The organism is Stenotrophomonas sp. Steno-C18 (assembly GCF_056393195.1).
In genome coordinates this window covers 381,308-406,157 of record NZ_JBWJOX010000003.1, presented here as the reverse complement: position 1 = coordinate 406,157, position 24,850 = coordinate 381,308, and the positions used below count along the sequence as shown (strand labels likewise).

Annotated in this window: 18 protein-coding genes; 11 read left to right on the top strand and 7 right to left on the bottom strand. The window is 62.6% G+C overall.

The features are described 5' to 3' along the window. Positions 1 to 3: 3 nt before the first annotated feature. Positions 4 to 1,431: a DEAD/DEAH box helicase gene (locus tag AC06FE_RS09070; RefSeq protein ID WP_192287715.1), complete on the bottom strand. Its 1,428-nt coding sequence runs from the start codon at positions 1,429 to 1,431 to the stop codon at positions 4 to 6. Positions 1,432 to 1,797: 366 nt separating this feature from the next. Between AC06FE_RS09070 and AC06FE_RS09065 the strand changes: the two genes are divergently transcribed. Beyond that, the gene (locus AC06FE_RS09065) at positions 1,798 to 2,787 is read left to right on the top strand and encodes a fumarylacetoacetate hydrolase family protein (RefSeq protein ID WP_478072850.1); all 990 of its coding nucleotides are present in this window, start codon (positions 1,798 to 1,800) and stop codon (positions 2,785 to 2,787) included. 93 nt (positions 2,788 to 2,880) lie between these two features. Further along, entirely contained in the window at positions 2,881 to 3,537 is a 657-nt protein-coding gene (maiA, locus tag AC06FE_RS09060; RefSeq protein ID WP_478072849.1) for a maleylacetoacetate isomerase, read from the top strand. A 156-nt stretch (positions 3,538 to 3,693) separates the two neighbouring features. On the opposite strand, the gene AC06FE_RS09055 is transcribed toward maiA, so the two are convergent. After that, entirely contained in the window at positions 3,694 to 4,824 is a 1,131-nt protein-coding gene (locus AC06FE_RS09055; protein WP_132865716.1) for a PilT/PilU family type 4a pilus ATPase, read from the bottom strand. Between the two features lie 98 nt (positions 4,825 to 4,922). On the opposite strand from AC06FE_RS09055, the gene AC06FE_RS09050 reads away from it, so the two are divergent. The 9 genes from AC06FE_RS09050 to AC06FE_RS09010 all read left to right on the top strand — a co-directional run bounded on the left by AC06FE_RS09050 (position 4,923) and on the right by AC06FE_RS09010 (position 17,382). Further along, positions 4,923 to 5,312: a DUF4398 domain-containing protein gene (locus AC06FE_RS09050; protein WP_132865715.1), complete on the top strand. Its 390-nt coding sequence runs from the start codon at positions 4,923 to 4,925 to the stop codon at positions 5,310 to 5,312. Beyond that, positions 5,312 to 6,193 (top strand): OmpA family protein, encoded by an 882-nt coding sequence (locus AC06FE_RS09045; protein ID WP_132865714.1) that lies wholly within the window; start codon positions 5,312 to 5,314, stop codon positions 6,191 to 6,193. Before AC06FE_RS09050 ends, AC06FE_RS09045 begins: the two co-directional genes overlap by 1 nt. A 329-nt stretch (positions 6,194 to 6,522) precedes the next feature. After that, positions 6,523 to 6,741 carry an HP1242/YdcH family protein gene (locus tag AC06FE_RS09040; RefSeq protein WP_132865713.1) on the top strand — a complete coding sequence of 73 codons (219 nt, stop codon included), beginning with the start codon at positions 6,523 to 6,525 and terminating at the stop codon, positions 6,739 to 6,741. A 187-nt stretch (positions 6,742 to 6,928) separates the two neighbouring features. Further along, on the top strand, positions 6,929 to 8,299 hold the full coding sequence (locus tag AC06FE_RS09035; RefSeq protein ID WP_478072848.1) for a pyridoxal-phosphate dependent enzyme: 1,371 nt from the start codon (positions 6,929 to 6,931) through the stop codon (positions 8,297 to 8,299). Positions 8,300 to 8,386: 87 nt separating this feature from the next. Then, positions 8,387 to 9,571, top strand: coding sequence for a cystathionine gamma-synthase (locus tag AC06FE_RS09030; protein ID WP_478072847.1), 1,185 nt, complete (start codon positions 8,387 to 8,389; stop codon positions 9,569 to 9,571). Between the two features lie 32 nt (positions 9,572 to 9,603). Further along, positions 9,604 to 10,389, top strand: a complete 786-nt coding sequence (locus AC06FE_RS09025; protein WP_225591816.1) for an ABC transporter permease — start codon at positions 9,604 to 9,606, stop codon at positions 10,387 to 10,389. Further along, positions 10,379 to 11,716, top strand: coding sequence for an ABC transporter ATP-binding protein (locus AC06FE_RS09020; protein WP_192287711.1), 1,338 nt, complete (start codon positions 10,379 to 10,381; stop codon positions 11,714 to 11,716). Before AC06FE_RS09025 ends, AC06FE_RS09020 begins: the two co-directional genes overlap by 11 nt. Further along, the gene (locus tag AC06FE_RS09015; RefSeq protein WP_478072846.1) at positions 11,709 to 15,236 is read left to right on the top strand and encodes a glycosyltransferase; all 3,528 of its coding nucleotides are present in this window, start codon (positions 11,709 to 11,711) and stop codon (positions 15,234 to 15,236) included. Before AC06FE_RS09020 ends, AC06FE_RS09015 begins: the two co-directional genes overlap by 8 nt. A gap of 31 nt (positions 15,237 to 15,267) precedes the next feature. After that, on the top strand, positions 15,268 to 17,382 hold the full coding sequence (locus AC06FE_RS09010; RefSeq protein ID WP_192287709.1) for an LTA synthase family protein: 2,115 nt from the start codon (positions 15,268 to 15,270) through the stop codon (positions 17,380 to 17,382). A gap of 378 nt (positions 17,383 to 17,760) precedes the next feature. On the opposite strand, the gene AC06FE_RS09005 is transcribed toward AC06FE_RS09010, so the two are convergent. The 5 genes from AC06FE_RS09005 to AC06FE_RS08985 form a co-directional block, all read right to left on the bottom strand. Beyond that, positions 17,761 to 18,750, bottom strand: coding sequence for a glycosyltransferase family 2 protein (locus AC06FE_RS09005; RefSeq protein WP_192287938.1), 990 nt, complete (start codon positions 18,748 to 18,750; stop codon positions 17,761 to 17,763). Between the two features lie 11 nt (positions 18,751 to 18,761). Then, complete coding sequence (locus tag AC06FE_RS09000; protein WP_478072845.1) at positions 18,762 to 21,182, bottom strand: hypothetical protein; 2,421 nt, start codon at positions 21,180 to 21,182, stop codon at positions 18,762 to 18,764. A 565-nt stretch (positions 21,183 to 21,747) separates the two neighbouring features. Further along, complete coding sequence (gene wecB, locus AC06FE_RS08995) at positions 21,748 to 22,881, bottom strand: non-hydrolyzing UDP-N-acetylglucosamine 2-epimerase (RefSeq protein WP_192287707.1); 1,134 nt, start codon at positions 22,879 to 22,881, stop codon at positions 21,748 to 21,750. Between the two features lie 173 nt (positions 22,882 to 23,054). Then, positions 23,055 to 23,990 (bottom strand): electron transfer flavoprotein subunit alpha/FixB family protein, encoded by a 936-nt coding sequence (locus tag AC06FE_RS08990; RefSeq protein WP_478072844.1) that lies wholly within the window; start codon positions 23,988 to 23,990, stop codon positions 23,055 to 23,057. Beyond that, entirely contained in the window at positions 23,990 to 24,736 is a 747-nt protein-coding gene (locus AC06FE_RS08985; RefSeq protein WP_057627298.1) for an electron transfer flavoprotein subunit beta/FixA family protein, read from the bottom strand. The genes AC06FE_RS08990 and AC06FE_RS08985 overlap by 1 nt, the downstream gene beginning before the upstream one ends. Positions 24,737 to 24,850 lie beyond the last annotated feature (114 nt).

Below are 24,850 nucleotides of genomic sequence, written 5' to 3'. Positions count from 1 at the left end.
AGATCAGGCGCTGGTACGGCTCTGCCCACCGCCCTGGCCACGACCGCCGCCACGACGCTGGCCGCCACCCGGGTGGCCGTCACGGCGCTGCTGGCCGTTGCCGCCATTGCGCTGGCCGTTGCCCGCGGCGCGCGGGGCGCCCGGCTTGGCCTGGCCGCCACGGCCGCCGCGCGGGGCGTCGCCGTTGGAGCGACGCTGGCCATGGCCACCGTTGCCACGGCGCGGGGTCTTGTGGCCGCCCGGCACTTCGGCCTTGCCCGGTGCACTGATGCCCCAGCGGATCGGGGTCTGCGGCTCGAAGCCCGGCACGTCGCGGATGTCCATGTCGCGGTCGAGCAGGCGCACGATCTGGCGCAGCAGCTTGGCCTCGTCCTGCGCCACCAGCGAGATCGCCTCGCCGGTGGAGCCGTTGCGACCGGTGCGGCCGATACGGTGCACGTAGTCTTCCGGCACCATCGGCAGGTCGTAGTTGATGACCTTGGGCAGCTCGTTGATGTCGATGCCGCGCGCGGCGATGTCGGTGGCCACCAGCACGGTCACGCGGCCGGCCTTGAAGTCACCCAGCGCACGCAGGCGCTGGCCCTGGCTCTTGTTGCCGTGGATGGCGGCGGTCTTGATGCCGGACTTCTCCAGGAACGTGGCCAGCTTGTCGCAGCCGTGCTTGGTACGGCCGAACACCAGCGTCTGCACGCGCGAATCCTGCGCCAGCAGGTGCAACAGCAGCTCGCGCTTGCGGCCGCCGTCGACCGGGTGCACGCGGTGGGTGATGGTCTCGGCCACGGTGTTCTGCGGCGTCACCTGGATCTGCTTGGGGTTGTGCATGAACTCCAGCGCCAGCTGCTTGATGCTCTCCTCGAACGTGGCCGAGAACAGCAGGGTCTGGCGGTTCTGGCGCGGCAGCTTGGCCAGGATGCGCTTGATCGAAGGCAAGAAGCCCATGTCGAGCATGCGGTCGGCTTCGTCCAGCACCAGGATCTCGATGCCCGATAGGTCAACGCTGCGACGCTCCAGGTGGTCGATCAGGCGGCCCGGGCAGGCCACCAGCAGGTCCACGCCACGGCGCAGCACGTCCAGCTGGTTGCCCATGCCGACGCCGCCGTAGATGCAGGCGCTGGGGATGCGCAGGTACTTGCTGTAGCCACGCAGGCTGTCATGCACCTGGGTGGCCAGCTCGCGGGTCGGCGCCAGGATCAGTGCGCGCGGCTTGCGCGGGCCGTTGCCCACGCTCTGCGGCGCGGTGCCCAGGTGCTGCAGCAGCGGCAGGCCGAACGCGGCGGTCTTGCCGGTACCGGTCTGTGCGCCAGCCAGCAGGTCATGCCCGTCCAGTGCCAGCGGGATCGCCTGCTCCTGGATCGGGGTCGGGTTTTCGTAGCCCTGCTCGGCGAGCGCGCGCAGCAGGAAGGGCGCAAGGCCCAGGTTTTCAAACGACATTGGGAACTCCAGATGGAAATCGCGCCAGACCGAATGGAATGGCGGTGCCGATCGATTCGATCGGCTGACTCGGAGCGTTCCCGTAAACCGCGCTGCGAGAAAATTGGCGCGACCAGCGCGGTGCGCAGGCCGGAATGCGTGACGAAAGGCGTCGGAGTAGGGGCGGGCGGGCGGATCCGGCGGGGCCGGGGATCCTGCACCGCCGGCGGTCCCTCAAGGGAAACGGACGGCCGCTGGCAGACCGCGATAGTCTAGGGGATTGTCGCCGGCGGCACAAAACTGCCTGTTCAGCATTCCCGTGCGCTGGTCGCCGCTGGCATATTCATTACAATTGAAACTTGTTTATTCCGCAGACTGGACGTTCCCATGAAGCTTGGTTCCCTGAAGGAAGGCGGCCGCGACGGCACCCTGATCGTGGTTTCGCGTGACCTGACCCGCGCCGTGCGGGCCACCGGCATTGCCGCCACCCTGCAGCTGGCGCTGGAGGACTGGTCCAACGTCGCCCCGCGCCTGAACGCCCTGTCCGAGCAGCTCAATGCCGGCGACGTGGATGGCGCGTTCGACCTGGACATGCAGGCGCTGGCCGCGCCGCTGCCGCGCGCCTATGAGTTCGTCGATGGCAGTGCCTACCTGCCGCACGTGGCGCGGGTGCGCAAGGCGCGCGGCGCCGAGGTGCCCGAGTCGTTCTACACCGACCCGCTGATGTACCAGGCCACCAGCGCCGGCTTCTACGGCCCGCGCGACGCGGTCAAGGTGGTCAGCGAGGACTACGGCATCGACCTGGAAGCCGAGATCGTGGTGATCACCGACGACGTGCCGATGGCGGTGACCCCGGCCCAGGCCGCCGGCCACATCCAGCTGGTGGGCCTGGTCAACGACGTCAGCCTGCGCAACCTGATCCCGGCCGAGCTGGCCAAGGGCTTCGGCTTCCTGCAGTCCAAGCCGCGCTCGGCGCTGAGCCCGGTGTTCGTGACCCCGGACGAGCTCGGTGCGGCCTGGCAGGACAGCAAGGTGCATCTGCCGCTGGTCACCCACATCAACGGCAAGTGGTTCGGTGCGCCGGAAGCCGGCGTGGACATGCAGTTCAACTTCGCCCAGCTGGTGGCGCATGCCGCCAAGACCCGTCCGCTGTCGGCCGGTGCCATCGTCGGCTCGGGCACCATCGCCAACGAGGACACCTCGCTGGGCGCCTCCTGCTTCGCCGAACAGCGCACCGTCGAGGCACTGCGTGACGGCAAGCCGTCCACGCCGTTCATGAGTTTTGGTGACGTGGTCCACATTGAAATGCTGGACCGTGACGGCAACAGCATTTTCGGTGCGATCGAACAGCGCATCGAACACGCGCCGCTGCCCTGAATCCGGCGGCATCGCCGCCGTTATCGAATTGCGGGTGAAGGTGTCCCTCACCCGCAACGGTTATGTTGTGTGCAAGCGACAGGGGGAACAGACATGGAAGCGGGGCTGAAGCTCTACAGTTACTGGCGCTCGAGCGCCGCCTATCGCGTGCGCATCGGCCTGAACCTCAAGGCGCTGGCCTACGAGCTGATTCCCGTGCACCTGGTGCGCGACGGCGGGCAGCAGCATGCCCCGGACTATGCCGCGCTCAACCCGCAGGAACTGGTGCCGACGCTGCGTGACGGCGAGCGCGTGCTGACCCAGTCGATGGCCATCCTGGAGTACCTGGACGAAGTGCATCCGCAGCCGGCGCTGTTGCCGGCCGATGCCGGTGGTCGCGCCCGCGTGCGTGCCCTTGCCCAGCAGGTGGCCTGCGACATCCACCCGCTCAACAACCTGCGGGTGATGCAGTTCTTCGACCGCGAGTGGAACGTGCCGCAACCCGAGCGCGACGAATGGACGCTGCACTGGATGCGTACCGGCCTGGGGGCGTTGGAGACGATGCTGGTGGGTTCGTTCGACACCGGCCGGTTCTGCCATGGTGCCGAGCCGGGCCTGGCCGATTGCTGCCTGATCCCGCAGCTGTACAACGCCCGCCGCTTCCACTTGGACCTGGCCCCGTACCCGACCCTGTGCCGCATCGAGGAAGCCTGCCTGGCGCTGCCGGCCTTCGATGTCGCCCGCCCGGAAAACCAGCCCGACGCCATCTGAGGGCTGGCGGCCTGGCAGGAGCGGCCTCGGCCGCGAAGCCACAGAACCGCCCGAGGTGCAGGAGTGGGGTCCACTGGCCCCGCGGGCAAGCTCGTTGCTGCCGCAAAACAAAAGCCCCGCTTTGGCGGGGCTTTTGCCAGGCAGCCATCCCAACGTTCAGAAGCCGTGGCTGATCGTCGCCGGCGCGCCCATGTTGAAGTCCGCGTACGGGTCGTGCTCGCCGCTGGCGCCCTCGGACAGGCGGAACTTCAGGGCCAGGCCATCGCGCGAGTCGGCCGCGCGCAGCGCTTCCTCCTGCTCGATGATGCCGTCCTTGACCATCCGGAACAGGCACTGGTCGAAGCTCTGCATGCCTTCCTCCAGCGACTCTTCCATGGCCTGCTTGATCGCGTGCACCTCGCCGCGCCGCAGCAGGTCGCGGATCATCGGCGTGTTGATCAGCACTTCGGTGGCCGGCCGGCGACGGCCGTCCTTGCCCTTGACCAGGCGCTGGGAGATCACCGCGCGCAGGTTCAGCGACAGGTTCATCAGCACGTTCTTGTGCGCGCTTTCCGGGAAGAAGTTGAGGATGCGCTCGATGGTCTGGTCGGCGTTGTTGGAGTGCAGCGTGGCCAGGCACAGGTGGCCGGTCTCGGCGAAGGCGATGGCGGCCTCCATGGTTTCGGCGTCGAGGATCTCGCCGATCAGGATCACGTCCGGCGCCTCGCGCATCGCGTTCTTCAGCGCGTTGTGGAAGGCATGGGTGTCCAGGCCCACTTCACGCTGGTTGACGATGGACTGCTTGTGCTTGTGCAGGAACTCGATCGGGTCCTCGATGGTGAGGATGTGCCCGGTGGAGGTGCTGTTGCGGTGGTCGATCATCGAGGCCAGCGAGGTCGACTTGCCCGAACCGGTCGAGCCGACCACCAGCACCAGCCCGCGCGGGGTCATGATCACGTCCTTGAGCACCTGCGGCAGGTTGAGCTCCTCGATGCTGGGGATGCGGCTCTTGATCGCGCGGATCACCATGCCGACCTCGCCGCGCTGCTTGAACACGTTGACGCGGAAACGCCCGGCATCGGCCAGGGCGATGGCCATGTTGAGCTCCAGGTCGCGCTCGAACTGGGGGACCTGGCCCTCGTCCATCAGCGAATAGGCGATCTTCTTGACCATCCCGGGCGGCAGGCCGGTGCTCCCCAGCGGATACAGCTTGCCCTCGATCTTGATGTAGACCGGCGCCCCGGTCGTCAAAAACATGTCCGAAGCGTTCTTTTCGGTCATCAGCTTCAGGAAGTAGCCGATATCCATGCGCAATAGTTCCCCAACAAACGGCAGCGTGCCGTTGCAAGCACGCCATAGGCTTGACCACAATGGCCGCGCTCAGTCACTCCGGCAACGGCTCCCCAATGAAAGCTAGCTTCGCACACTTAAGACGAATCCTGTATGTGACGGCCTGCGCAACCGCGCTGTTCTGCGGTGCCGCGTTGGCGCAGGACCCGGCCTCGGCCGACCTGATGGCCGCGCAGCAGGCGGTGGAACGCGCTGACCGCGCCGACGCCGACCAGTACGCCCCCGACACCATGGCCATGGCCCGCCAGCAACTGGAACAGGCCCAGCGCGCCGCGCTGGATCGCCGCGAGCGCAAGCAGGCCCCGGTGCTGGCCCAGCGTGCCGCCGCCGACGCCGACCTGGCCCGGGTGCAGAGCGAGGAATCGGTCGCGCAGGCCCAGCTGGCCCAGCGCAAGGCCGAGGTCGAGCAACTGCAACGGCAACTGGCAACGGGGGAGGGCCGGTGATGGCACTGAGGAATCTGGTGGTGGTCGGGCTACTGGCCCTGCCGATGGCGGCCGTGGCCGCCGAGGATCCGGCCGTGGCCGGGCTGAACCAGCGGCTGGTGGCGTTGCAGGCGGACATGCGTACCGCCGAGGTCGCCGCCTACGAGAAGCTGCAGGCCCAGCAGGCCATCGGCGCGCTGGCCAAGGCCAAGCGCAAGGACCTGGACAATGCCCGTTACCTGGCCGAACGCCGGGTGGCGATCGCCGAGGCGGCCGCGCGTACCGCGTTGGCCCGCCGTGAGATCGAGGAGCTCGAACGCACCCGCAGCGAGCTGCTGATCGAGGCCAGCCGCCGCGATGCGCTGCGTGCCCGGCAGGAGGCCGAGCGGTTGCGCGTGCAGACCCAGATCCAGGCCGAGGAGGCCGAACGCCTGCGCCAGGCGGCCGAAGCGGAGACCCTGGCCCGCCAGGACGCCGAAACCGCGCTGACCAGCGTCGCCGGCCGCCAGCAGCAGCGCCTGAGCGCGGCCCAGCAGAACGCGGCCAAGCTGGCCCGCGAGGAAGCCGAGCTGGTGTCCGGGCAGCGCCTGCCGGGCTCGAAGTTCGACAACCGCGGTGAGGTGTTCACCTTCGCCGGCGACGCTTTCGCCGCCGGCCAGGCTGCGCTGTCGGCAGGCGCGGGCAACCAGGCCAAGGCATTGGCCGAGTACCTGAACATCGGCAAGAAGGGGCGGGTGACCATCGAGGCCTACGACAGCGCCAACGGGGTCGGCCAGCGCCGCGCGCAGGCGCTGAAGGACGCCCTGGTCGCCGCTGGGGTGGCCGCCAACCGCATCCAGGTCACCGGCAGGAAGGCCGCCTCCACGCGGGCGCGCTCGGCCGAGGTCATTGTTGCGCCTTGATAAACCTAACTGGCTGAGATTGTTAGGTTTTTGTTGTCTGCCTCCGGCTGAATGTGCGTCAAATCGCTGATTCAGCCACTGCATGGATTGAGCCCTTGCCGGAACCTTTTTGCAGGCGTAGGGTCAATTGTCCGGGTGGTACTTCCGCCACCCGGACAGCGGAGGGCCGAGCCGGTGCAATCCAGGCGCGAACCAGGTTCCGAAGGCTTCCGGTCGGTCGACCGGATGATCCCGGGTGGTTCCGTCGCATGCGGGCCCGGCGCTCCATCCTGCAACGCCCCGTGCCGTCAAGGCCGGGGCGTTCTTGTTTCTGCATGAGGAGGTAAGTCATGTTTGAAGGGCAGCCGCAGAGTGAAATCGAAGCCTTGATGAAGGCCAACCCCGAGTTCAAGCAGCTCTACCAACAGCACAAGAAGCTGAACAAGAAGTGCATGGATGCGGAACTGGGAGTGCTACCCATCAGCGATGGCACACTGGGGCAGATGAAGCGGGAGAAGCTGCTGGCAAAGCAACGACTCCTGAGGATGTACGAGAACCGACCCAACTGACGCTCCCCCGCGTTTGACCGTCATGTCGCGGGCGATGGCGGCCTCCTCGTCGGCCGTCATTGTCCGCGCCAGCGGTCCATGCGCATTCATGTACCTGCAGCATTTCGGACGGTTTGCCTGACTTTCTGGCATATCCATCGGATAATCGAGGGTCCAGCCGCTTGACGGCGTGATCCGAATCCGACACATGGCAATCCACTCCTCCGTCCTCGAACTCATCGGCAACACGCCCATCATCAAGGCCCAGCGCCTGGATGCCGGCGTGTGCGAGCTGTACCTGAAGCTGGAGAGTTCGAACCCGGGTGGATCGATCAAGGACCGCATCGGCCTGTCGATGATCGAGGCCGCCGAGAAGCGCGGCGACCTCAAGCCCGGCGCGACGCTGGTGGAAGGCACCGCCGGCAATACCGGCCTGGGCCTGGCACTGGTGGCCCAGCAGAAGGGCTACAAGCTGATCCTGGTGGTCCCGGACAAGATGAGCCGGGAGAAGATCTTCAACCTCAAGGCGATGGGTGCCGACGTGGTGCTGACCCGTTCGGACGTCGCCAAGGGCCACCCGGAGTACTACCAGGACCTGGCCAAGACCGTGGCCGAGCAGACCCCGGGCGCCTATTTCATCAACCAGTTCGGCAACCCGGACAACCCGGCCGCCCACGAGTTCGGCACCGGCCCGGAAATCATCGAACAGATGGGCGGTGACCTGGACGCGATCGTGTTCGGTTGCGGCAGCTCCGGCACCATGACCGGCCTCTCGCGCGCCTTCGCAAAGCTTTCGCCGAACACCGAACTGGTGCTGGCCGACCCGGTCGGGTCGATCCTGGCCGAATACATCAACGACGGCACCCTGAACGAAAAGTCCGGCAGTTGGCTGGTCGAAGGCATCGGCGAGGACTTCCTGCCGGACATCTCCGACTTCAGCCGGGTCAGGAAGGCCTATGCGATCAGCGATGCGGAGAGCTTCCATACCGCGCGTGAACTGCTGGGCAAGGAAGGCATCCTGGGGGGCTCCTCGACCGGCACCCTGCTGGCCGCCGCGCTGAAGTACTGCCGCGAGCAGACCACGCCGAAGAAGGTGCTGGTACTGGTGCCGGACACCGGCAACAAGTACCTGTCCAAGATGTACAACGACTACTGGATGCTGGACAACGGCTTCCTGGAGCGCCCGCAGTACGGCGACCTGCGTGACCTGATCCTGCGCCCCTACAGCCAGCGCGACACCGTCGTGGTCGGCCCGAACGACCTGCTGACCACCGCCTACCAGCGCATGAAGCTGTACGACGTGTCGCAGCTGCCGGTGATGGAAGGCAGCCAGCTGGTCGGCATCATCGATGAAAGCGACGTGCTGCTGCACGTATACGGTGACGAAGCCCGCTTCCGCGACCCGGTGTCGGTGGCGATGGTGAGCAAGCTGGACCGGCTGGACGTCAAGTCGCCGATCGAGGCGCTGCTGCCGGTGTTCGACCGTGGCCAGGTGGCCATCGTCACCGATGGTGACGCCTTCCTGGGCCTGATTACCCGTATCGACCTGCTGAACTACCTGCGTCGCAGGGTTCAGTGATTCTGGCGTGGTGCCCACCAGGGGGAGGGCACCACGGCAGGTTCAGGCCAGACTGATAGAATTCCGCCCCTTTCGCTGGAAGTACTTATGACGGATCAGCACTCACGCAGCCAGGAGGGCGAGCGCAGCTTGTCGCTTGCCACCTTGGCCATTCACGGCGGGCAATCGCCCGATCCCAGCACCGGCGCCGTCATGCCGCCGATCTACGCGACCTCGACCTACGCGCAGTCCAGCCCGGGCGAACATCAGGGTTTTGAGTACTCGCGCACCCATAATCCGACCCGCTTCGCCTACGAGCGCTGCGTGGCGTCGCTGGAAGGTGGTTCGCGTGGCTTCGCCTTTGCTTCGGGCATGGCTGCCAGTTCCACTGTCATCGAGCTGCTGGACGCTGGCAGTCACGTGGTGGCGATGGACGACATCTACGGCGGCAGCTTCCGCCTGTTCGAGCGGGTGCGTCGCCGCACCGCCGGGCTGGACTTCAGCTTCGTCGACCTGACCGACCTGTCGGCCTTCGAAGCGGCGATCACGCCGAAGACGAAGATGGTGTGGATCGAGACGCCCACCAACCCGATGCTGAAGATCGTGGACATCGCCGCGGTGGCCGCCATCGCCAAGCGCCATGGATTGGTCGTGGTGGTGGACAACACCTTCGCCTCGCCGATGCTGCAGCGTCCACTGGAACTTGGGGCGGACCTGGTGCTGCATTCGGCCACCAAGTACCTCAATGGCCACTCCGACATGGTCGGTGGCATGGTCGTGGTCGGCGACAACGCCGAGCTGGCCGAGCAGATGGCGTTCCTGCAGAACTCCGTCGGTGGCGTGCAGGGCCCGTTCGACAGCTTCCTCGCGCTGCGCGGCCTGAAGACTCTGCCGCTGCGCATGAAGGCACATTGCGCCAATGCGCTGGAACTGGCCAAGTGGCTGGAAACCCATCCGGCCATCGAGAAGGTGATCTACCCGGGCCTGCCCTCGCACCCGCAGCACGCGCTGGCGGCAACCCAGATGAACGGCTTCGGCGGCATCGTCTCGATCGTGCTCAAGGGGGGCTTCGCAGCCGCCAAGCGTTTCTGCGAGAGGACCGAACTGTTCACCCTGGCCGAATCGCTCGGCGGCGTGGAAAGCCTGGTCAACCACCCGGCGGTGATGACGCATGCATCCATCCCCGTCGCTCGTCGCGAGCAGCTCGGCATCAGCGACGCGCTGGTGCGGTTGAGCGTGGGCGTGGAGGATGTCGTGGATCTGCGGGCGGATCTGGAACGGGCGCTGGGTTGAGCAGGGGCGCTCGGATGCAGGATGGGAGCAGGATGACAGCACGTTTCAGCCTGGCCTGGGAAATGGCCAAGCGCGAGGTATTTGCGCGCTACAAAGGGTCCGTGATCGGGTTGGCGTGGTCGTTTTTCTATCCAGTCCTGATGCTCGGTGTTTACACCTTCGTTTTTGGCGTGATTTTCCGTTCCCGGTGGTCGACAACCGCTGGTGAGACGCCACTGACCTCGGAGTTTGCTCTCATCCTGTTCTCGGGGTTGGTCGTGTATGGCTTCTTCTCCGAGTGCCTGAACAAGGCGCCGGCACTCATCACGGTGAATGTGCAGTTCGTGAAGAAGGTCGTGTTCCCTCTGGAAGTCCTGCCGCTGTCGGCCGCACTGGCTGCGTTGTTCCACATGCTGGTCAGTCTGCTGGTTCTTCTGGTGGCCATGCTTGTGCTCAAGGGAAGCATCCCGGTGACAGCGGTTGCATTTCCGTTGGTGGTGGCACCGCTGATTTTTGCCACACTGGGATTGACCTGGTTCTTTTCGGCACTGGGTGTGTATCTTCGTGATCTGAGCCAGATCATGCCGCTTGCAACGACGATGCTGCTTTTTCTATCACCGGTGTTCTATCCCATAACCGCAGTCCCGGCTTCTTTTCGCAAGGTGGTCACACTCAACCCGATCACCGGCGTGATGGATGGGGTGCGGGATACCCTGATCTTTGGCGTCTGGCCCAACTACAGCCTGCTGCTGTGGCAGTTTGCTGTGGGGCTGTTGCTCATGTTCTGCGGGCTTGCGGTGTTTCAGTATGTCCGCAAGGGGTTTGCAGATGTCATCTGAGCCGATCATTCGCGTAAACGGGCTGGGCAAACGCTACGACATGTTTGCCAAGCCCGTGGATCGGTTGGTGCAACTGATCTCCGATCCCTTGAGGAAAGGGCTGGGGCTTGCGCCGAAGGAGCACAGCCGGGAAGTGTGGGCGCTGCGTCATGTGAGTTTTGAGGTGCCGCGTGGCGAGGCGCTTGGCGTCATGGGTCGCAATGGTTCCGGCAAGAGCACCATGCTCCAGATGCTGTGCGGCACGCTGACTCCCACTGAAGGGCAGGTGCAGGTTGCCGGTCGCATTGCCGCGCTGCTGGAGCTTGGCGCGGGATTCAATCCCGAGTTCACTGGACGTGAGAACGTTTTCCTCAATGGCAGGCTTCTCGGGCTTGACCAGGCAGCCATCGAGGCGCGCTTTGATGATATCTGCGCATTCGCCGATATCGGCGCCTACATTGACGAGCCGACCAAGACCTACTCCAGTGGCATGTTCGTGCGCCTCGCCTTTTCTGTAGCCACCTCCGTTGATGCGGATGTGCTGGTGGTGGACGAAGCGTTGGCGGTCGGTGATGCGCGCTTCCAGGCGCGCTGCATGAAGCGCATCCGTCGGATCCAGGATGATGGCGCGTCGGTTCTCTTTGTCAGCCATGACGTCGCTGCGGTACGCACGCTGTGCCAGCGCGCTCTGTGGCTCGAGCGTGGGTCGCTGAAGGATATCGGGCCGGTATTGCAGGTCAGTTCCCGTTACATGGAATCGATCTTCGCTGATGACCCGGAGGCACTTCAGGCACCGGAGGAGGATCATCCTGATGTGCAGGCGGAATTGCCGATGGACGAGCCAGTCAGCCCACTTCCGGACACGAGTATGGGCAAGGGCAAACCCCTGGCACATTGGGGGCAGCAGATCGGCCTGATCCGCGCAGTGGCATTGTCCGGGGGAACCGGTGCCGACGTCGAAATGCTGGGGTGGGGTGAGACCTGCACCGTGACACTCGCGGTTGCACTTCCTGACGATTACACCCCGGATACCTTCTGTGTGGCGTTCTCGATCAAGGATCTGCGCGGGCATGACATCATCGTTTCCAGTACGGCGGACACCGGTAAGACCCCGCCGAGCGATTGGCGTGCCGGCCAGGTGGTGGAAATAGGATTCGAGTTCGTGAATGGTCTGGTGGAAGGCAAGTACTTCCTGGTCGCTGCCGTCGAAAGACGTGCAGGGGCTGTTGTGGAGTATTACGAATACATCGAAGGCGTTCGCTTTTTTTCCGTCATCAGTCAATTTCGTCATTTCGGTATCTATCAGCCGAAGATCACGCAGGTATACAAGGGAGCATCCAGTGTCTGACAAGGCCATCAACTCGGAAGGCTACTGGGATGACCGGTTTGGGGAGGACTGGGAAACGCTGGGCGGGCGTGATCAATCCCGCTATTTCGGTGCACTGGCACTGAAAGTGCTGCCGGCATGGCTTGTCCAGGCAAGCAAGCGCGAGCGTCTGGCCTGGTGCGATTGGGGTTGTGCATTGGGCGACGGAACCAATGAGCTCGCCCAGGGCCTGCCTGGCGTGGATTTCACAGGCGTGGATTTCTCGCAGGTGGCGATTGCAGATGCGGCGCTTCGCTTCCCTGGACAGCGCTTTGTCAGTGAGGACTGGCTTGAGGGGGGGCAGTCGCCGTCAACGCGCAGGTATGACGTACTTTTCAGCTCGAATACCCTGGAGCACTTCCATGAGCCATGGAAGGTTCTTGATTCCATTGCCGCGCGAGCGCGTCACTGTGTCGTGCTCATGCTTCCCTACCGTGAACGGCTTCGTATTGAGGAGCATCATGCCTCCTTCATGCCGGAGAACATCCCGCAGGTGATCGACGGCAAGGTCCTTGTCCACGCCAGTGCCGTTGATACGCGTGGTGACCAACCCTGTTTCTGGCCCGGTGAGCAGATTCTGCTGGTATGGGCGGATCCTGCGTGGTTGAAAGAGCAAGGGCTTTACCTGGAGGACCTGACGCTGCAGCAGGAGCCAGCCAGTACTCTGATCGGCCAGGCCGACGCGGTGGCGCAATTGGCCATGGAGTTGGGTGGTGCCTTGGGGAGGCTTCGGGGAGGTGTGCCTGCTGACAAGGAGCAACTGACCGTTCTGGATGGGGTTCGGGTTGATCTGGATAGATGGCGCTTGGTGCGGGAGACGGCGCTGGCCAATGCCAGCCCAGCATGGCGTGGGGATCTGGTGTCGCGGGATGGGCGGGATGCCGCCGTGCTCGAGAATGCCCTGCAGGTGATTGCGCCGCTACTGGCAGGTACGCACTTGCTGGAATCGCTGCAATACGCTGCAAAGGAAAACAGGCGTGTCCTTGACGAGGTACGGCAGCTGGTCCATCGCCAGGCTGTGCTTGTGGAACAGGAGTCCGCTCTGCGCAAGGAGGCACGGACCCAGCGGGCGGCCGCCGAAGTACAACGCGTGGAAGCCGAAGCACAACGCTTGGAAGCCGAAGCGCAACGCGTGGAAGCCGAGGCGCAGCGTCGCATGGCTGAAGAGCAACGTTTTGACGCTGACCATGCCTTGAAGTTGACACTACGCCTGGGCGAGGAGGTGGTGGCGCACGTGGGGCCAGAGCCGGAGTACTGGTCGGAAGCAGAAGGCGGAAATGAGGATCCGACGGAGACATACCATCGCGCGCGATTGCGCATGGCATCGATGGACCGGGAGCTGAAGGGGGTTTACGCAAGCAACTCCTGGCGGGTGACAAGGCCAGTCCGCGTACTGCGTCGGCTGTTGTCTCATCCGGCTGATGAGCTCAGGCATCTGTTCAAGCGATTGCCCCGTCCGGTGCAGTCTGCGGCACGTTTCAGCGCCCGGACAGTCCGTACCGGCAGGGTAGACCCCAATGACAAGGCGCGGTTGAAGCAATTGCTGTCACCATCGGCCAAGGCGGCTGTGGTCGATCCCGCTGCGCAGGTCGATTATTCCCGTCTGCCGAAGCTGGCCAAGGCGGATGGCACGCTTGCAGACGTTTTCGTGTGGGCCGTGATCGATTGGAATTTCCGGATCCAGCGGCCTCAGCACTTGGCTGCAGCGCTGGCAGCCAAGGGACATCGCGTCTTTTACATATCCAACAACTTTGCCGATAGTTCGGCTGCAGGCTTCAAAGTTGAGCCTCTTGGTGAGTCGGGCAGGCTATTCCAGGTCAACTTGAACCTGGCTGGTTCGCCGCAGATCTACCATGCAATGCCCAAGGTGGCGGACGTGGACGCGATCCGCTCCAGTCTGGCCGCGTTGTTGGGCTGGACCCGTTCGGAGAGCTGCATTTCCTTTGTCCAGCATCCCTACTGGTTGGAGCCGGCACAATGTCTTCCGAACAGCAGGCTGGTCTATGACTGCATGGATCACCATGGGGGATTCGAGGACAATGCCGACGAGATCCTGTCCGGCGAGAATCAACTGATCCGAACAGCGGATTTGCTGATCGTCACCTCGCAGTGGCTCCATGATGAGCTGAGCCCCTCGGCGCGCAGTATTGCGATGGTGCGCAACGCGGCCGAGTACGAGCACTTCTCGTCCCGACCGGCCAAGGTGTTTGCCGACGTGGAGCATCGCCGTGTGATCGGCTACTACGGTGCCATCGCTGAATGGTTTGATGTGGATCTGTTGCGCAAGGTTGCGCGCGACAATCCCGACGCACTCGTGCTGATGGTTGGGCGTGACACGGCGGGCGTCGCAGAGGCGGTCTCCGATGTGAAGAACATCCGTTTCGTGGGTGAAGTCGCCTATGCCGAACTACCTTACTGGCTGTACGGCTTTGATGTATGCCTGTTGCCATTCAAGGTGATTCCACTGACGCTGGCCACGAATCCCGTCAAGGTCTATGAATACCTGAGCGCAGGCAAGCCGGTCGTATCGGTTGACCTGCCGGAGTTGAGCCAGTTTGAAGGGCTTGTGCGGCTGGCCGGGGACCACGAGGGTTTCCTGCACCAGGTCAAGCTGGCTTTGGCTGAGCCGGTTGGGGATGTTTCACTGGAGTCCCCTCGCAGGGAGTTCGGTTCACGGCAGACCTGGCTGCACCGTGCAGCAGCGCTGGATGAGGCGCTGGATTCCCTGGCTGAGCCGTTGATCAGCATCATCGTGCTTACCTACAACAATCTCGATTACACCAAGCAATGCCTGCATAGCCTGGAGTCCTATACGGATTACCGGAACCTCGAGATCATCGTGGTGGACAATGCCTCGTCCGATGGTAGCCGAGAGTTTCTCGCGGAATGGGTGAAGCACGATCCCCGGCGGGTGTTCCTGCCCAATGAAGCCAATCTTGGCTTCTCCGCAGGCAACAATGTTGGGCTCCGTGTGGCAAAGGGTGACTATCTTGTCGTCCTCAACAACGATACCTATGTAACGCCTGGCTGGCTGCGTACCCTGCGCAATCAACTTCATCGCCACCCGGAAGCGGGTCTGGTCGGTCCGGTTACCAACAACATCGGCAATGAGGCTCGTATCGAAATCAGTTATGAATCGATGGATGAGATGTTGAGACTTGCCGGCGAGTACACGCGCAGGCATGCCGGCCAGTCATTTCCCATACATACCAGTGCATTCTTCTGCGTGATGTTCAGCCGGCAGGCATATGAGTGCGTGGGTGGGCTGGATGAGCAGTTTGGTGTCGGCTTCTTTGAGGATGATGACTATTGCCGTCGCCTCGAGCAGGCGGGGTTCAGCAGGCTATGTGCTGAAGACGTCTTCGTGCATCATCACTTGTCAGCCAGTTTCAACAAGCTGAAGGCTGAGGCGAAGCAGGCGTTGTTCGATAAAAATCGGGCTTTGTATGAAGCCAAATGGGGCCCTTGGGTTCCTCATGATTACCGGCGTTCGCCGCGATGAAGGCGACGAACTACTTCGGGGGGGAAGTGCGTTGAGCAAGTGGATGAATTTTGAGAGGACGACTCTCTGGAAGCAGCTGGCTGCTTCCCTTGTTGTATCGATACTGATGGTTCTGCTGGCGGTATGCGCTGCCAGATTGATCGTGGGGTTCAGCTACGCACCCTTGGCGGTGTTCTGGGACTCCCTGCTCCTGTTTGCAGTAATGGCTGTTGTGCACTGGGTGACACGGAGAACGGTTGCGACAGTGGCATTGGGCTTCGCTCTTGCCGCATTCTTCATCACCGGCAATGGCGTCAAGAGCATCATGCTCGGTATGCCGCTGGGCCTTGCGGACTTGAAGCCCGCGGTGGCTTTGCTCGGCGTGCTTGAGGGCGCGCGGCTTGCCGGAGCGGTTGCCGGCATCGTGGTACTGCTCGGCCTGGCGCTCTGGGGGCTGTGGCCGGGGAAAAATCGCCTGAAGTGGCTTCTCCTGCCGCCCTTGCTGGTGGCTACCATTCTGGGTGCGGTCTGGCTGGTAAATGGTGACGAGATACTCAGCAGCGAAAGCGGGGTCAGTCGTGTTGACGTGCTGAAGCAGCGCGGGGGGTTCCTGTACCTGGCCAGCGACGCGGTCAGATACATGCGCAATGACAGGATTCCAAGCAGATCAAAGGTGGCCCATGCCTTGGCGGCGACCAAAGCGCGCGGATCCTCCATGCCGACTCATGCGCGGAACATCCATTTGATTCTTGTGGAGAGCTTTTGGGACGTGACTGCCCTGGATGGCTTCAAAATGAGCTCGGATCCATGGGATGGGCGTATTCGTGACTGGTGGAATGCTGGCGGGCGTTCAGGTGTGCTGAGCCCGGTTTTTGGTGGTGCAACCGCGAATGCCGAGTTCGAAGTACTGTGTGGTTTGCCCGCCACCGGTGCCGGGCGAGTAGTTTTTTCCGAGGGCATCACCAATGATCTGCCGTGCATGCCGGCCGTCCTGCGCCAGTATGGCTATCTGACGACGGCAAGCCATCCGTACAAGAAGACCTTCTGGAACCGCGATACGGCCTACGCAAAGGTAGGTTTTGAACAGTATCTTCCTGATCAGGCATTTGAAATGGACGATCGGGATGGAATGTTCCTGAATGATCGATCGTTGTTGTTCCAGTCGCTCGCGCGACTGAATCTCCTCAAGAAGGATCGTCCTCATCTTTCCTATGTCGTCAGCCTCAGCTCGCACTACCCCTACGAGCGGGACAGAACCAAGCGCCCGGATCGGATACAGGTGACGCCGGCTGCAGTGGCGTTGGGGAACTATGCGAATGCCATTTCCTACAGCACCGAGGCGCTTGCCGATTACGTTGACGCACTGCGGGATATGGATCCGGACGCGTTGATCGTCATCTTTGGCGACCATGCTCCCGTGCTGGATTCTTCCCCTGATCCTTATGAAATTGCGGGTTTGCGCGAGGGTGGGACGACCTTGCCCGAAGGCTACGCTCGTCTGAGCCTTACGCCGCTCATTGTGATCGACGGAAAGAACGGGCCCAAGTCGATGGGGACCCAGCCACTGTACGAGTTGGCGCCAAAGATTGTGGAAATGGCGACTGCCGGGCAGGTATCGCTGCCTCACGCCGAAGCAATCCTCCATCCGGACATGCGGACCCGGAACTTTCTTGCGTCCATGCTGGTTCCGGGTAATGAGGGCTGGAGAAGGTGTTCCCGTGACGATGACAAGTCCTGTGAAGCAGGACGGGATAGTCGGAACGAGCTCAGGGCACTGCGCGATGATCTCGTATGGGGCCATCAGTACGCCCTGCAGATGTGGGATACGCCCAACGTGGGCAAGCACGGCATGACGATCAACCGCGATCACTACGGTTGTGTGTTTGATGTGGAAGCATGGGGGCCGCAGGTTGGATCCAAGGGGCAGCCGATGAACAAGCAGCCCAGCGGCAACTCCGCGCTCTGGTTCAAGGTGCGCCGCGTTCGTGGAGATCCGGTATTGTTCGTGGACGATGAGCGGGCGGATATCGTCGTCGCAAGCGGCAGCGCTTCGGCTTCATACGCTGCACCACAGTTCATCCATGCAGAAGGCGAGCATCGGGTCAGCTATCAGTGTGAGGATGAAGCACCGGTGGCGTTCGGCAAGCTGACGATCACCGCGAAGTAAGCATCAATGGCAGCGAAGGCTCCGCTGGCAAGGTTGGGAGCGGGGCGCTGTACGCGATCAGAGCTGGCAGGGGGCTGCGCACAGTCCCCTGCCACCGCCGCGGCTCCATCGTCCGATTCCGTGCGATAGGCCGACCTGATGCGGGTTGCCAATCGATGCCCCGGATCGGGGCCGGGAGGGTGTTCGGCCAAGGGCGCAGGCAGTTGACCTTCTGACAGGTATTGATTCGGATTTGGCTGCTGGCGAATATTCGCCAGCGTTCGATTCAAGCGGCGATCCTTGCAGCTTTCCTTCTAGCCTCGCTCCTGCGCCAGAACGAGCTGATGCAGCGCCCTGCGACGGTGTCGCGGTGCCCAGGGGATGCTGGGCACCGGCCGATCAGTTCCTCGGGTAGTTGCCTATGATCCGCTGCAACGGAGTCTTGGGTTCGGAAGAAACGTCGAAGTGCAGCCAGGAAAGCAGCAGCTGCATCCCGAGGATCAATGGCAGGGCCGCCAGCATGACGCTACCGGCAGTGGCAGGCACATCGTCGAGTATCGAGCGTATCCATGCATGGCTGCCATAGATGCTGCCGAACGCTATCAACAGGCCTGCAGCGATCAACTCAGCCGAAGCGACAGAAAAACCCCGAAGGAAATAGCTGCCGAAGAGGCGCTTCACGGTATTGCGCAGATGCCCGCGCATGAACGGGAGCAGGATGCGCGATGGCCTGAGGCTGCTTGGTTCGTCCTCGTACTTTGCAACCATGGGGACGTCGATTACAACGGCTCTTGCCTGGTTGAGCTGGAAGAGCATGTCAGACTCGAAAAAATATCGGCGTGACAGTGTGTCGAAGTCCAGCTCCCGCAAAGCGAGGCGATGGCATGCCGTGTAGCCGTTGGTTGGGTCGAATACCTGCCAATAGCCGCTGGAGAGCTTGGTCATGAAGGAGAGCGCCGCGTTGCCGAACAGGCGTACGGGAGGCATGCGCCGAACATTGCGCAGCCGGTGGAATCTGTTGCCTTTGGTGTAGTCCGCCCGACCTTCGATGATGGGAGCAATGAATCCGTCGATCAGAATGGGATCCATCTGGCCGTCACCGTCAATCTTCACGACGATATCGTGGCCATCCTGCAGAGCGGCACGATAGCCGGTTATCACTGCGCCGCCGACACCCTGGTTCTGTTCGTGGAAGTGAACCTTGACCTTGGGGTTGTCGCAGCTCTGCTGCACCAACTGCCCTGTGGCGACGGGGCAACAGTCATCTATGACATAAATGGCCGTTACCGATTCAGGGATACGGGCGATGACATCGAGCACCAGCTTCCCCACGCGGAAGCATGGAATCACTACGGCGACGGACGGGGTGGGAAGAATATGGGGGCGCATAATCGGTTTACTCACTTGGATTCGTCAAAGCCGATCGACCGTGTGATCTGCTGCACCAGTTGTGTCGCTGGGTCGGTGGAGGCACCAGGGCTATTGGCGCTGAGATGGGTGGAAATATGTTGCAGCTCAAAATGCATGGGCTTGCGTGGCACAGCCGTAAACAAGATGACCTGACTCTGGTCAGTGAGGGATGTCTCCATGTTTCCCTTGGCAATCATGTCCGGGCCGCATACAGCCCATCGGGAAAGGAGGTTGCGGTCCTTGCCACCCATGGTGCTGCGCGAGGATATGCTGATTACGATGGGTTCGCCGGGGAGGGAGCAGGAGAACTGGGCATCAATCGCGACGAGTCCGGGATGAACTGACGAGGGATAGCGCAGCTTGATGTAGTCATCGCCGCTGTGGATGGTTTCATAGGTAAGCGCGGTTCTGGAGTTGATGCGCCAGACGTCGTAGACGCCAGCCCTGTAAATGATGCCGTCACCCACGGTGCCCAGCGCTGCCTTCAGCCCAGGGGTGATCTGGTTCCGATTCGTCACCAGGTGAGTGGTGCCGTGATTCGCCATCAAGGCTGCCCAGGTATTGCCGGTCGGGTCGGCATCGGCATCGCTGCGTTCCGCGGCGACATCGGGGTTGTACCAGGATGTGGTCAGAGTGGGAATGACAAGTTCGGCATTTCCCTGTGAGTCGACATTATGAAAGATGACCTGCATGTTCGACTCCCCCGATGCGGCGAGCATTGCCGCGATGGATCTCTGGGGAGCAAAGTGATCCAGTGTCGCCACCGGGCCATCCTTGATGAACATCCTCAGGGCCCCATGGCGAAGATGCCAGTAGCCGCTTCCGACGACACTCACGTTGAGGGCGCATAGCACTGTCATGCCGATGGCGAGCGGCTTGCTTCCACGAACAAGCAGTTGAAGGCCCGTCGCGGCGGCAATCAGCAGCGCAACTGTCGCAGGCTGTGTGTACCGGACATATTGGATCTGGGAAAAGACTGCAGCAAATGCGCCAACTGCGACCAGTGTGACCGCACGGGTCCGGCGGAAGTAGAGCCCGGGAAACAAGCCGGCGGCACAGAATATGTAGATGAAGCCAGTGGCTCCATTGGTGGCGCTGAGATAATCCGACGTCTTGAATGTAAGCAGCCATGGCAACATCAGGTTGATGTCGCGTTGCCAGGACGTGTCTGTCCAGTTCTTGATCGGCAGGTACGGGGATTCGAAGTATCCGTTCAGGAATGGCAGGAAGGGATTGCCAGCCACGATCGCCGCATAGGTAAAGCTGGGGAGCGCGACAAATGCACCCAACAGGACTGCCGCTGGCAGACCTCGATACGGGAACTGGCGGTGATGGCGAGCAACAAGCCAAAGGGCTGCCGGTGCCAGAAGCAGGGCATTGGACAGCTTTATTGCCAGCAGCAGGCCTGCAAGTATGGCAATGCTGGACAAGGTCCTTGCGTTCAGTACGCGACGTCCGCCGATCTGGCACAGAAGATTGATGAACACCGCCGAGCTTGGCAGTTCGGTCTGCATGCCCGCCAACATCGAGCTGGATATCGGCAGGCTGGCATGCAAGGCGATGGTCAGCAGGTTGAGCGAAGGAGCAAGGCCGAGCTGGCGCCCCAGCCTCCACATGCCTCCATAGAGACATAGCATCCATACCAGATTGACGGGGCCGCGGCTCTCCGTGCCGGTGAGGACCTGGGGAATGGCCTGTACGATGTCGGTCGCCCAAGGCGAAAGCGCCCAGATCGAGCCGTCGATGTCCATGCGGTAGTAGGACAGGAGCTGGAGCTGGGTAGGCAGGGCGAGGTGGTAGGCAATATCGTCCGACTGCATGGTGGGCAGCCAGAGCGGGGTGGAGCACGCTCCCACTACATTGACGACGAGGAACGCCGCCCAGGGATAGGTGCGGAGAATCCTCTGGAACTCCTGATTTCCTTTTGCCGCCGCATCAATGATGGGCTGAAGTCGCAACGCGACGATGATGGAGCCAGCGAGGAAATAGACCCAGGGATGGTGAATGCGGAAAGGCAGAGACCAACTGATCACCGTGGTTATCAGTGCAAGTCCACACAGGGCTACAACTGCCAGGCTGCTCCTGTTGGCAGGAACTAGCAGTGTGCCAAGCCCCACCGCGCTGGCCGCGAGCAGGAGCACGGCGGCGCTCGGTCCCAGTCCGGCGAAGTAGACCAAGGCGGCCAGCCACGCGACGCTGACAAAGATGGTCAATGGGATCTGACGCTTCAGCAGCCAGACAAGGGCGGCGATGGCGTTGAGGATCAGGGCTATATGGAACAGCAGTTTGAGAGGTTTGACCTGCATGGGGTCAAAGATCGACTGGCTGAAATATCCAATGACCGTTAGGACGAATGCCGCGAGAGGAAGCGCATAGCGGAAGGGGGCAACCTCAGGGAGGCGGATATGCATGGTGAGGGACGTTCTGAAGGAGGCGGATCAGCGCCGATGGCCCAACGGTGGGTGCGTGAAAGGTTAACCGCATTTAATGACATATCAAGAAGAATGCAGGCCTTCCGGCAGGGAGAACCGGGCCACTGGCTTGCGTGGGGGTAATTTGCGGACGGATCCGGCATCCGAGGGGGTATGGCCGTGGCTTTGCCGGCAGGGTTTATGGGCCGGCAACTGGCCAACCGCGACTGGCCCCCCAGATTGAACAGGCAGATACCGTCTCAGGAGATGAAGAGGGAAGCGATCTATTGCACGTGGCCAGGACCCAAAGCCGGTCATGCGGTGGTGACGGACTGCCCGCAGGTGCGCGGGCATTCATCTTCTCTCCGTTTCTGCCAGGACAGGGCAGTGCCAACCCCATGTTCAGACGATCCGGGCACGGCGGCAGTTGTGGAAAGGCCGCAGTCGCAAGTCGCCCGAGTCTGCCAGCATGCTGAACACCACGGAGATGGGAAGATGGCGTGCTGGCAGGCTCGCGTCACACAATGCGTCGAGGACAGCGGATAGTCGGCAGGGGTCTTCGGTATCAGCTCAGGACGCGGGCAATCAGTTCGACGACATGATGGGAGGCAAGGCCGTCACCATACGGATTGTGTGCCTTTGACATCGTTTGGTAGGCGGTCTGGTTGTCCAGTAATTCGGTGACTTCGGCGACGATCCGGCTTGCGTTGGTACCGACGAGCTTCACCGTGCCTGCATCGACAGCCTCCGGGCGCTCGGTCGTATCGCGCATCACGAGCACAGGTTTGCCCAATGAAGGGGCTTCTTCCTGGATGCCGCCGGAGTCGGTGACGATGATGTGCGAGCGGCTCATGAGGTAGACGAACGGGAGGTATTCCTGCGGCTCAATAAGGTGTACTGCCGCCTGATCACCAAGGATGCGCTTGACGGGTTCCTGGACATTGGGGTTGAGGTGCACGGGATACACCACCTGCGTATCGCCGCGGGCAGCGATTTCCTTGAGTGCCTGGCATATCTGCTCAAAACCGTCGCCAAAGTTCTCACGGCGGTGACCAGTTACAAGGATCAGGCGCTTGGAGTCATCGAGAAACGGGAAACGGGCAGAAAGTTCGCGCTTCAAGGCAGTGCTGCTTTCGATCTTCTCAACCACGGCCAGCAACGCATCAATCACCGTGTTGCCGGTGATATGGACACTGCTTGGGTCAACATTTTCCGCGCGCAGGTTGTCGGCAGACTTCTGCGTTGGAGCGAAGTGCAGGCAGGCCAGTACGCCAGTCAATCTGCGATTTGCTTCCTCTGGCCATGGTGAATACAGATTGCCGGTGCGTAGGCCGGCTTCAATATGACCAATCGCGGTGCGTTGGTAGAACGCAGCCAAGGACGTGGCGAACGTGGTGGTGGTGTCGCCATGAACAAGGACCATGTCAGGCGCATGCTTTGCAATGAGCTGTTGCATGCCCTGCACGATGCGTGACGTTAGTTCAGAGAGGGTCTGGCCGGGTTGCATGACGTTGAGATCCTCGTCGGGTTTGATCTCGAACAACTCCAGTACCTGATCCAGCATCTGACGATGCTGGGCCGTGACCGCGACGATGGTTTCCAGCTCGGGATGCTTCTTCAGCGCCGTGACCAACGGAGCCATCTTGATGGCTTCGGGGCGGGTGCCGAAGACTACCATTACCTTCTTGCGACGCGTCATGTTGCCTGCCACTCCTTGAAATAACGTTCTGACCAGCCAAGCCGGAAAAAAGAACCGCTTGCTCCGCGCATTCTACGCTGGCGCCGGAGTGGATGGTTTTCACTGTGTCCCTAAAGAAAACAGCCTCGTAAGAGGCTGCTTCCCAGGTTCAGCTTGGACTTTCTGGCGCTCGCTTACAGCGCTGCTTCCAGCTCCGGCAGCAGGGCAAACAGGTCCCCCACCAGCCCGATATCGGCCACTTCGAAGATCGGCGCGTCGCCGTCCTTGTTGATGGCCACGATGGTGCCGGCGTCCTTGATGCCGGTCAGGTGCTGGATCGCGCCGGAGATGCCCACGGCGATGTACAGCTCCGGGGCGATGATCTTGCCGGTCTGGCCGACCTGCATGTCGCTGGGCACGTAGCCGGCATCGACCGCGGCGCGCGAGGCACCGACGGCGGCACCGAGCTTGTCGGCCAGCTGGTAGATCACCTTGAAGTTCTCTTCCGAACCGACGCCACGGCCGCCGGAAACCACGCGCTTGGCGCTCTGCAGGTCCGGGCGGTCGCTCTTGCCGGCGGCCAGGCCGATGAAGCGGGTGTGCGAGGGCAGGGCGGTATCAACGTTGATGGCCTCGACCGGGGCGCTGTTGCCCTTGGCCGCTTCCGGCCACGAAGCCGCGCGGACGGTCGCCACGACCAACTGGTCGGCCGGCACTTCCACGGTGATGATGGCGTTGCCGGCGTAGATCGGGCGCTTGAAGGTGTGCGGGCCTTCCACGCTCATCAGGTCGGAAACCTGGTTGACGCCGAGCAGCGCGGCCACGGCCGGGACCAGGTCCTTGCCGGTGGTGGTCGAGGCGCCGAACACGTGGCTGTAGCCGGCGGCGGCCTTGGCGATCTGCGGTGCCTGCACCTGGGCCAGGGCATGGGCGTTGGCCGGGTTGGCCAGGGTGAGCACCTTGCTGACGCCGGCGATCTGCGCGGCTTCGGCGGCGATGCCGGCCGGGTCGGCGGCCAGCACCAGCACGTCGATGTCGCCACCGACGGCGGCAGCGGCCGAAACGGTCTTGGCGACGGCGCTGTTGAGCTTGCCGTCCAGGTGCTCAGCGATAACGAGAATCTTGGCCATTACAGCAACCCCTTCTGCTTGAGTGCAGCCACCAGTTCGGCGGCGTCCTTCACCATCACGCCCTTGCTGCGCTTTGCCGGCGCGGCGTAGTGGGTGGTCTTGAACGTGTCGGCGGCTTCAACGCCCAGGTCGGCCAGCTGCAGGGTTTCCAGCGGCTTGGCCTTGGCCTTCATGATGTCCGGCAGCTTGATGAAGCGCGGCTCGTTCAGGCGCAGGTCGGTGGTGATCACCGCCGGCAGGTCGACTTCCAGCGTCTCCAGGCCGGCGTCGACTTCACGCGTGACCGTGGCCTTGCCGTCGGCGATCTCGACCTTGGAGGCGAAGGTGGCCTGCGGGCGCGCCCACAGCGTAGCCAGCATCTGGCCGGTCTGGTTGGCGTCGTCGTCGATGGCCTGCTTGCCGAGGATCACCAGGTCCGGCTGTTCCTTCTCCACCAGCTTGAGCAGGGTGCGGGCGGCGGTCAGCGGCTGGATGGCCTGGTCGGTAACCACGTGGATGGCGCGGTTGGCGCCCATGGCCAAGCCATTGCGCAGGTGCGCCTGAGCGTCGGCCGGGGCGATGGTAGCGACCACGACCTCGGTGGCGATCCCCTTGTCGCGCAGGCGCAGGGCCTCTTCCAGGGCGATTTCGTCGAACGGGTTCGGCGACAGCTTGACGCCATCGGTCACCACGCCGGAGCCGTCCGGCTTGACCTGAATGCGGACGTTGTAGTCCACCACGCGCTTGTACGCGACGAGGATTTTCATGTGCTGCGGAGTCCTTCGGTTGCTGAGGGGGCCGGCCGGGCCGGGAGTTAAGGTTTTTCCCGATTCTAGCTGGGAAGCATGCTCCATGCGAATGCGTATGGAGCACTGCGGTCC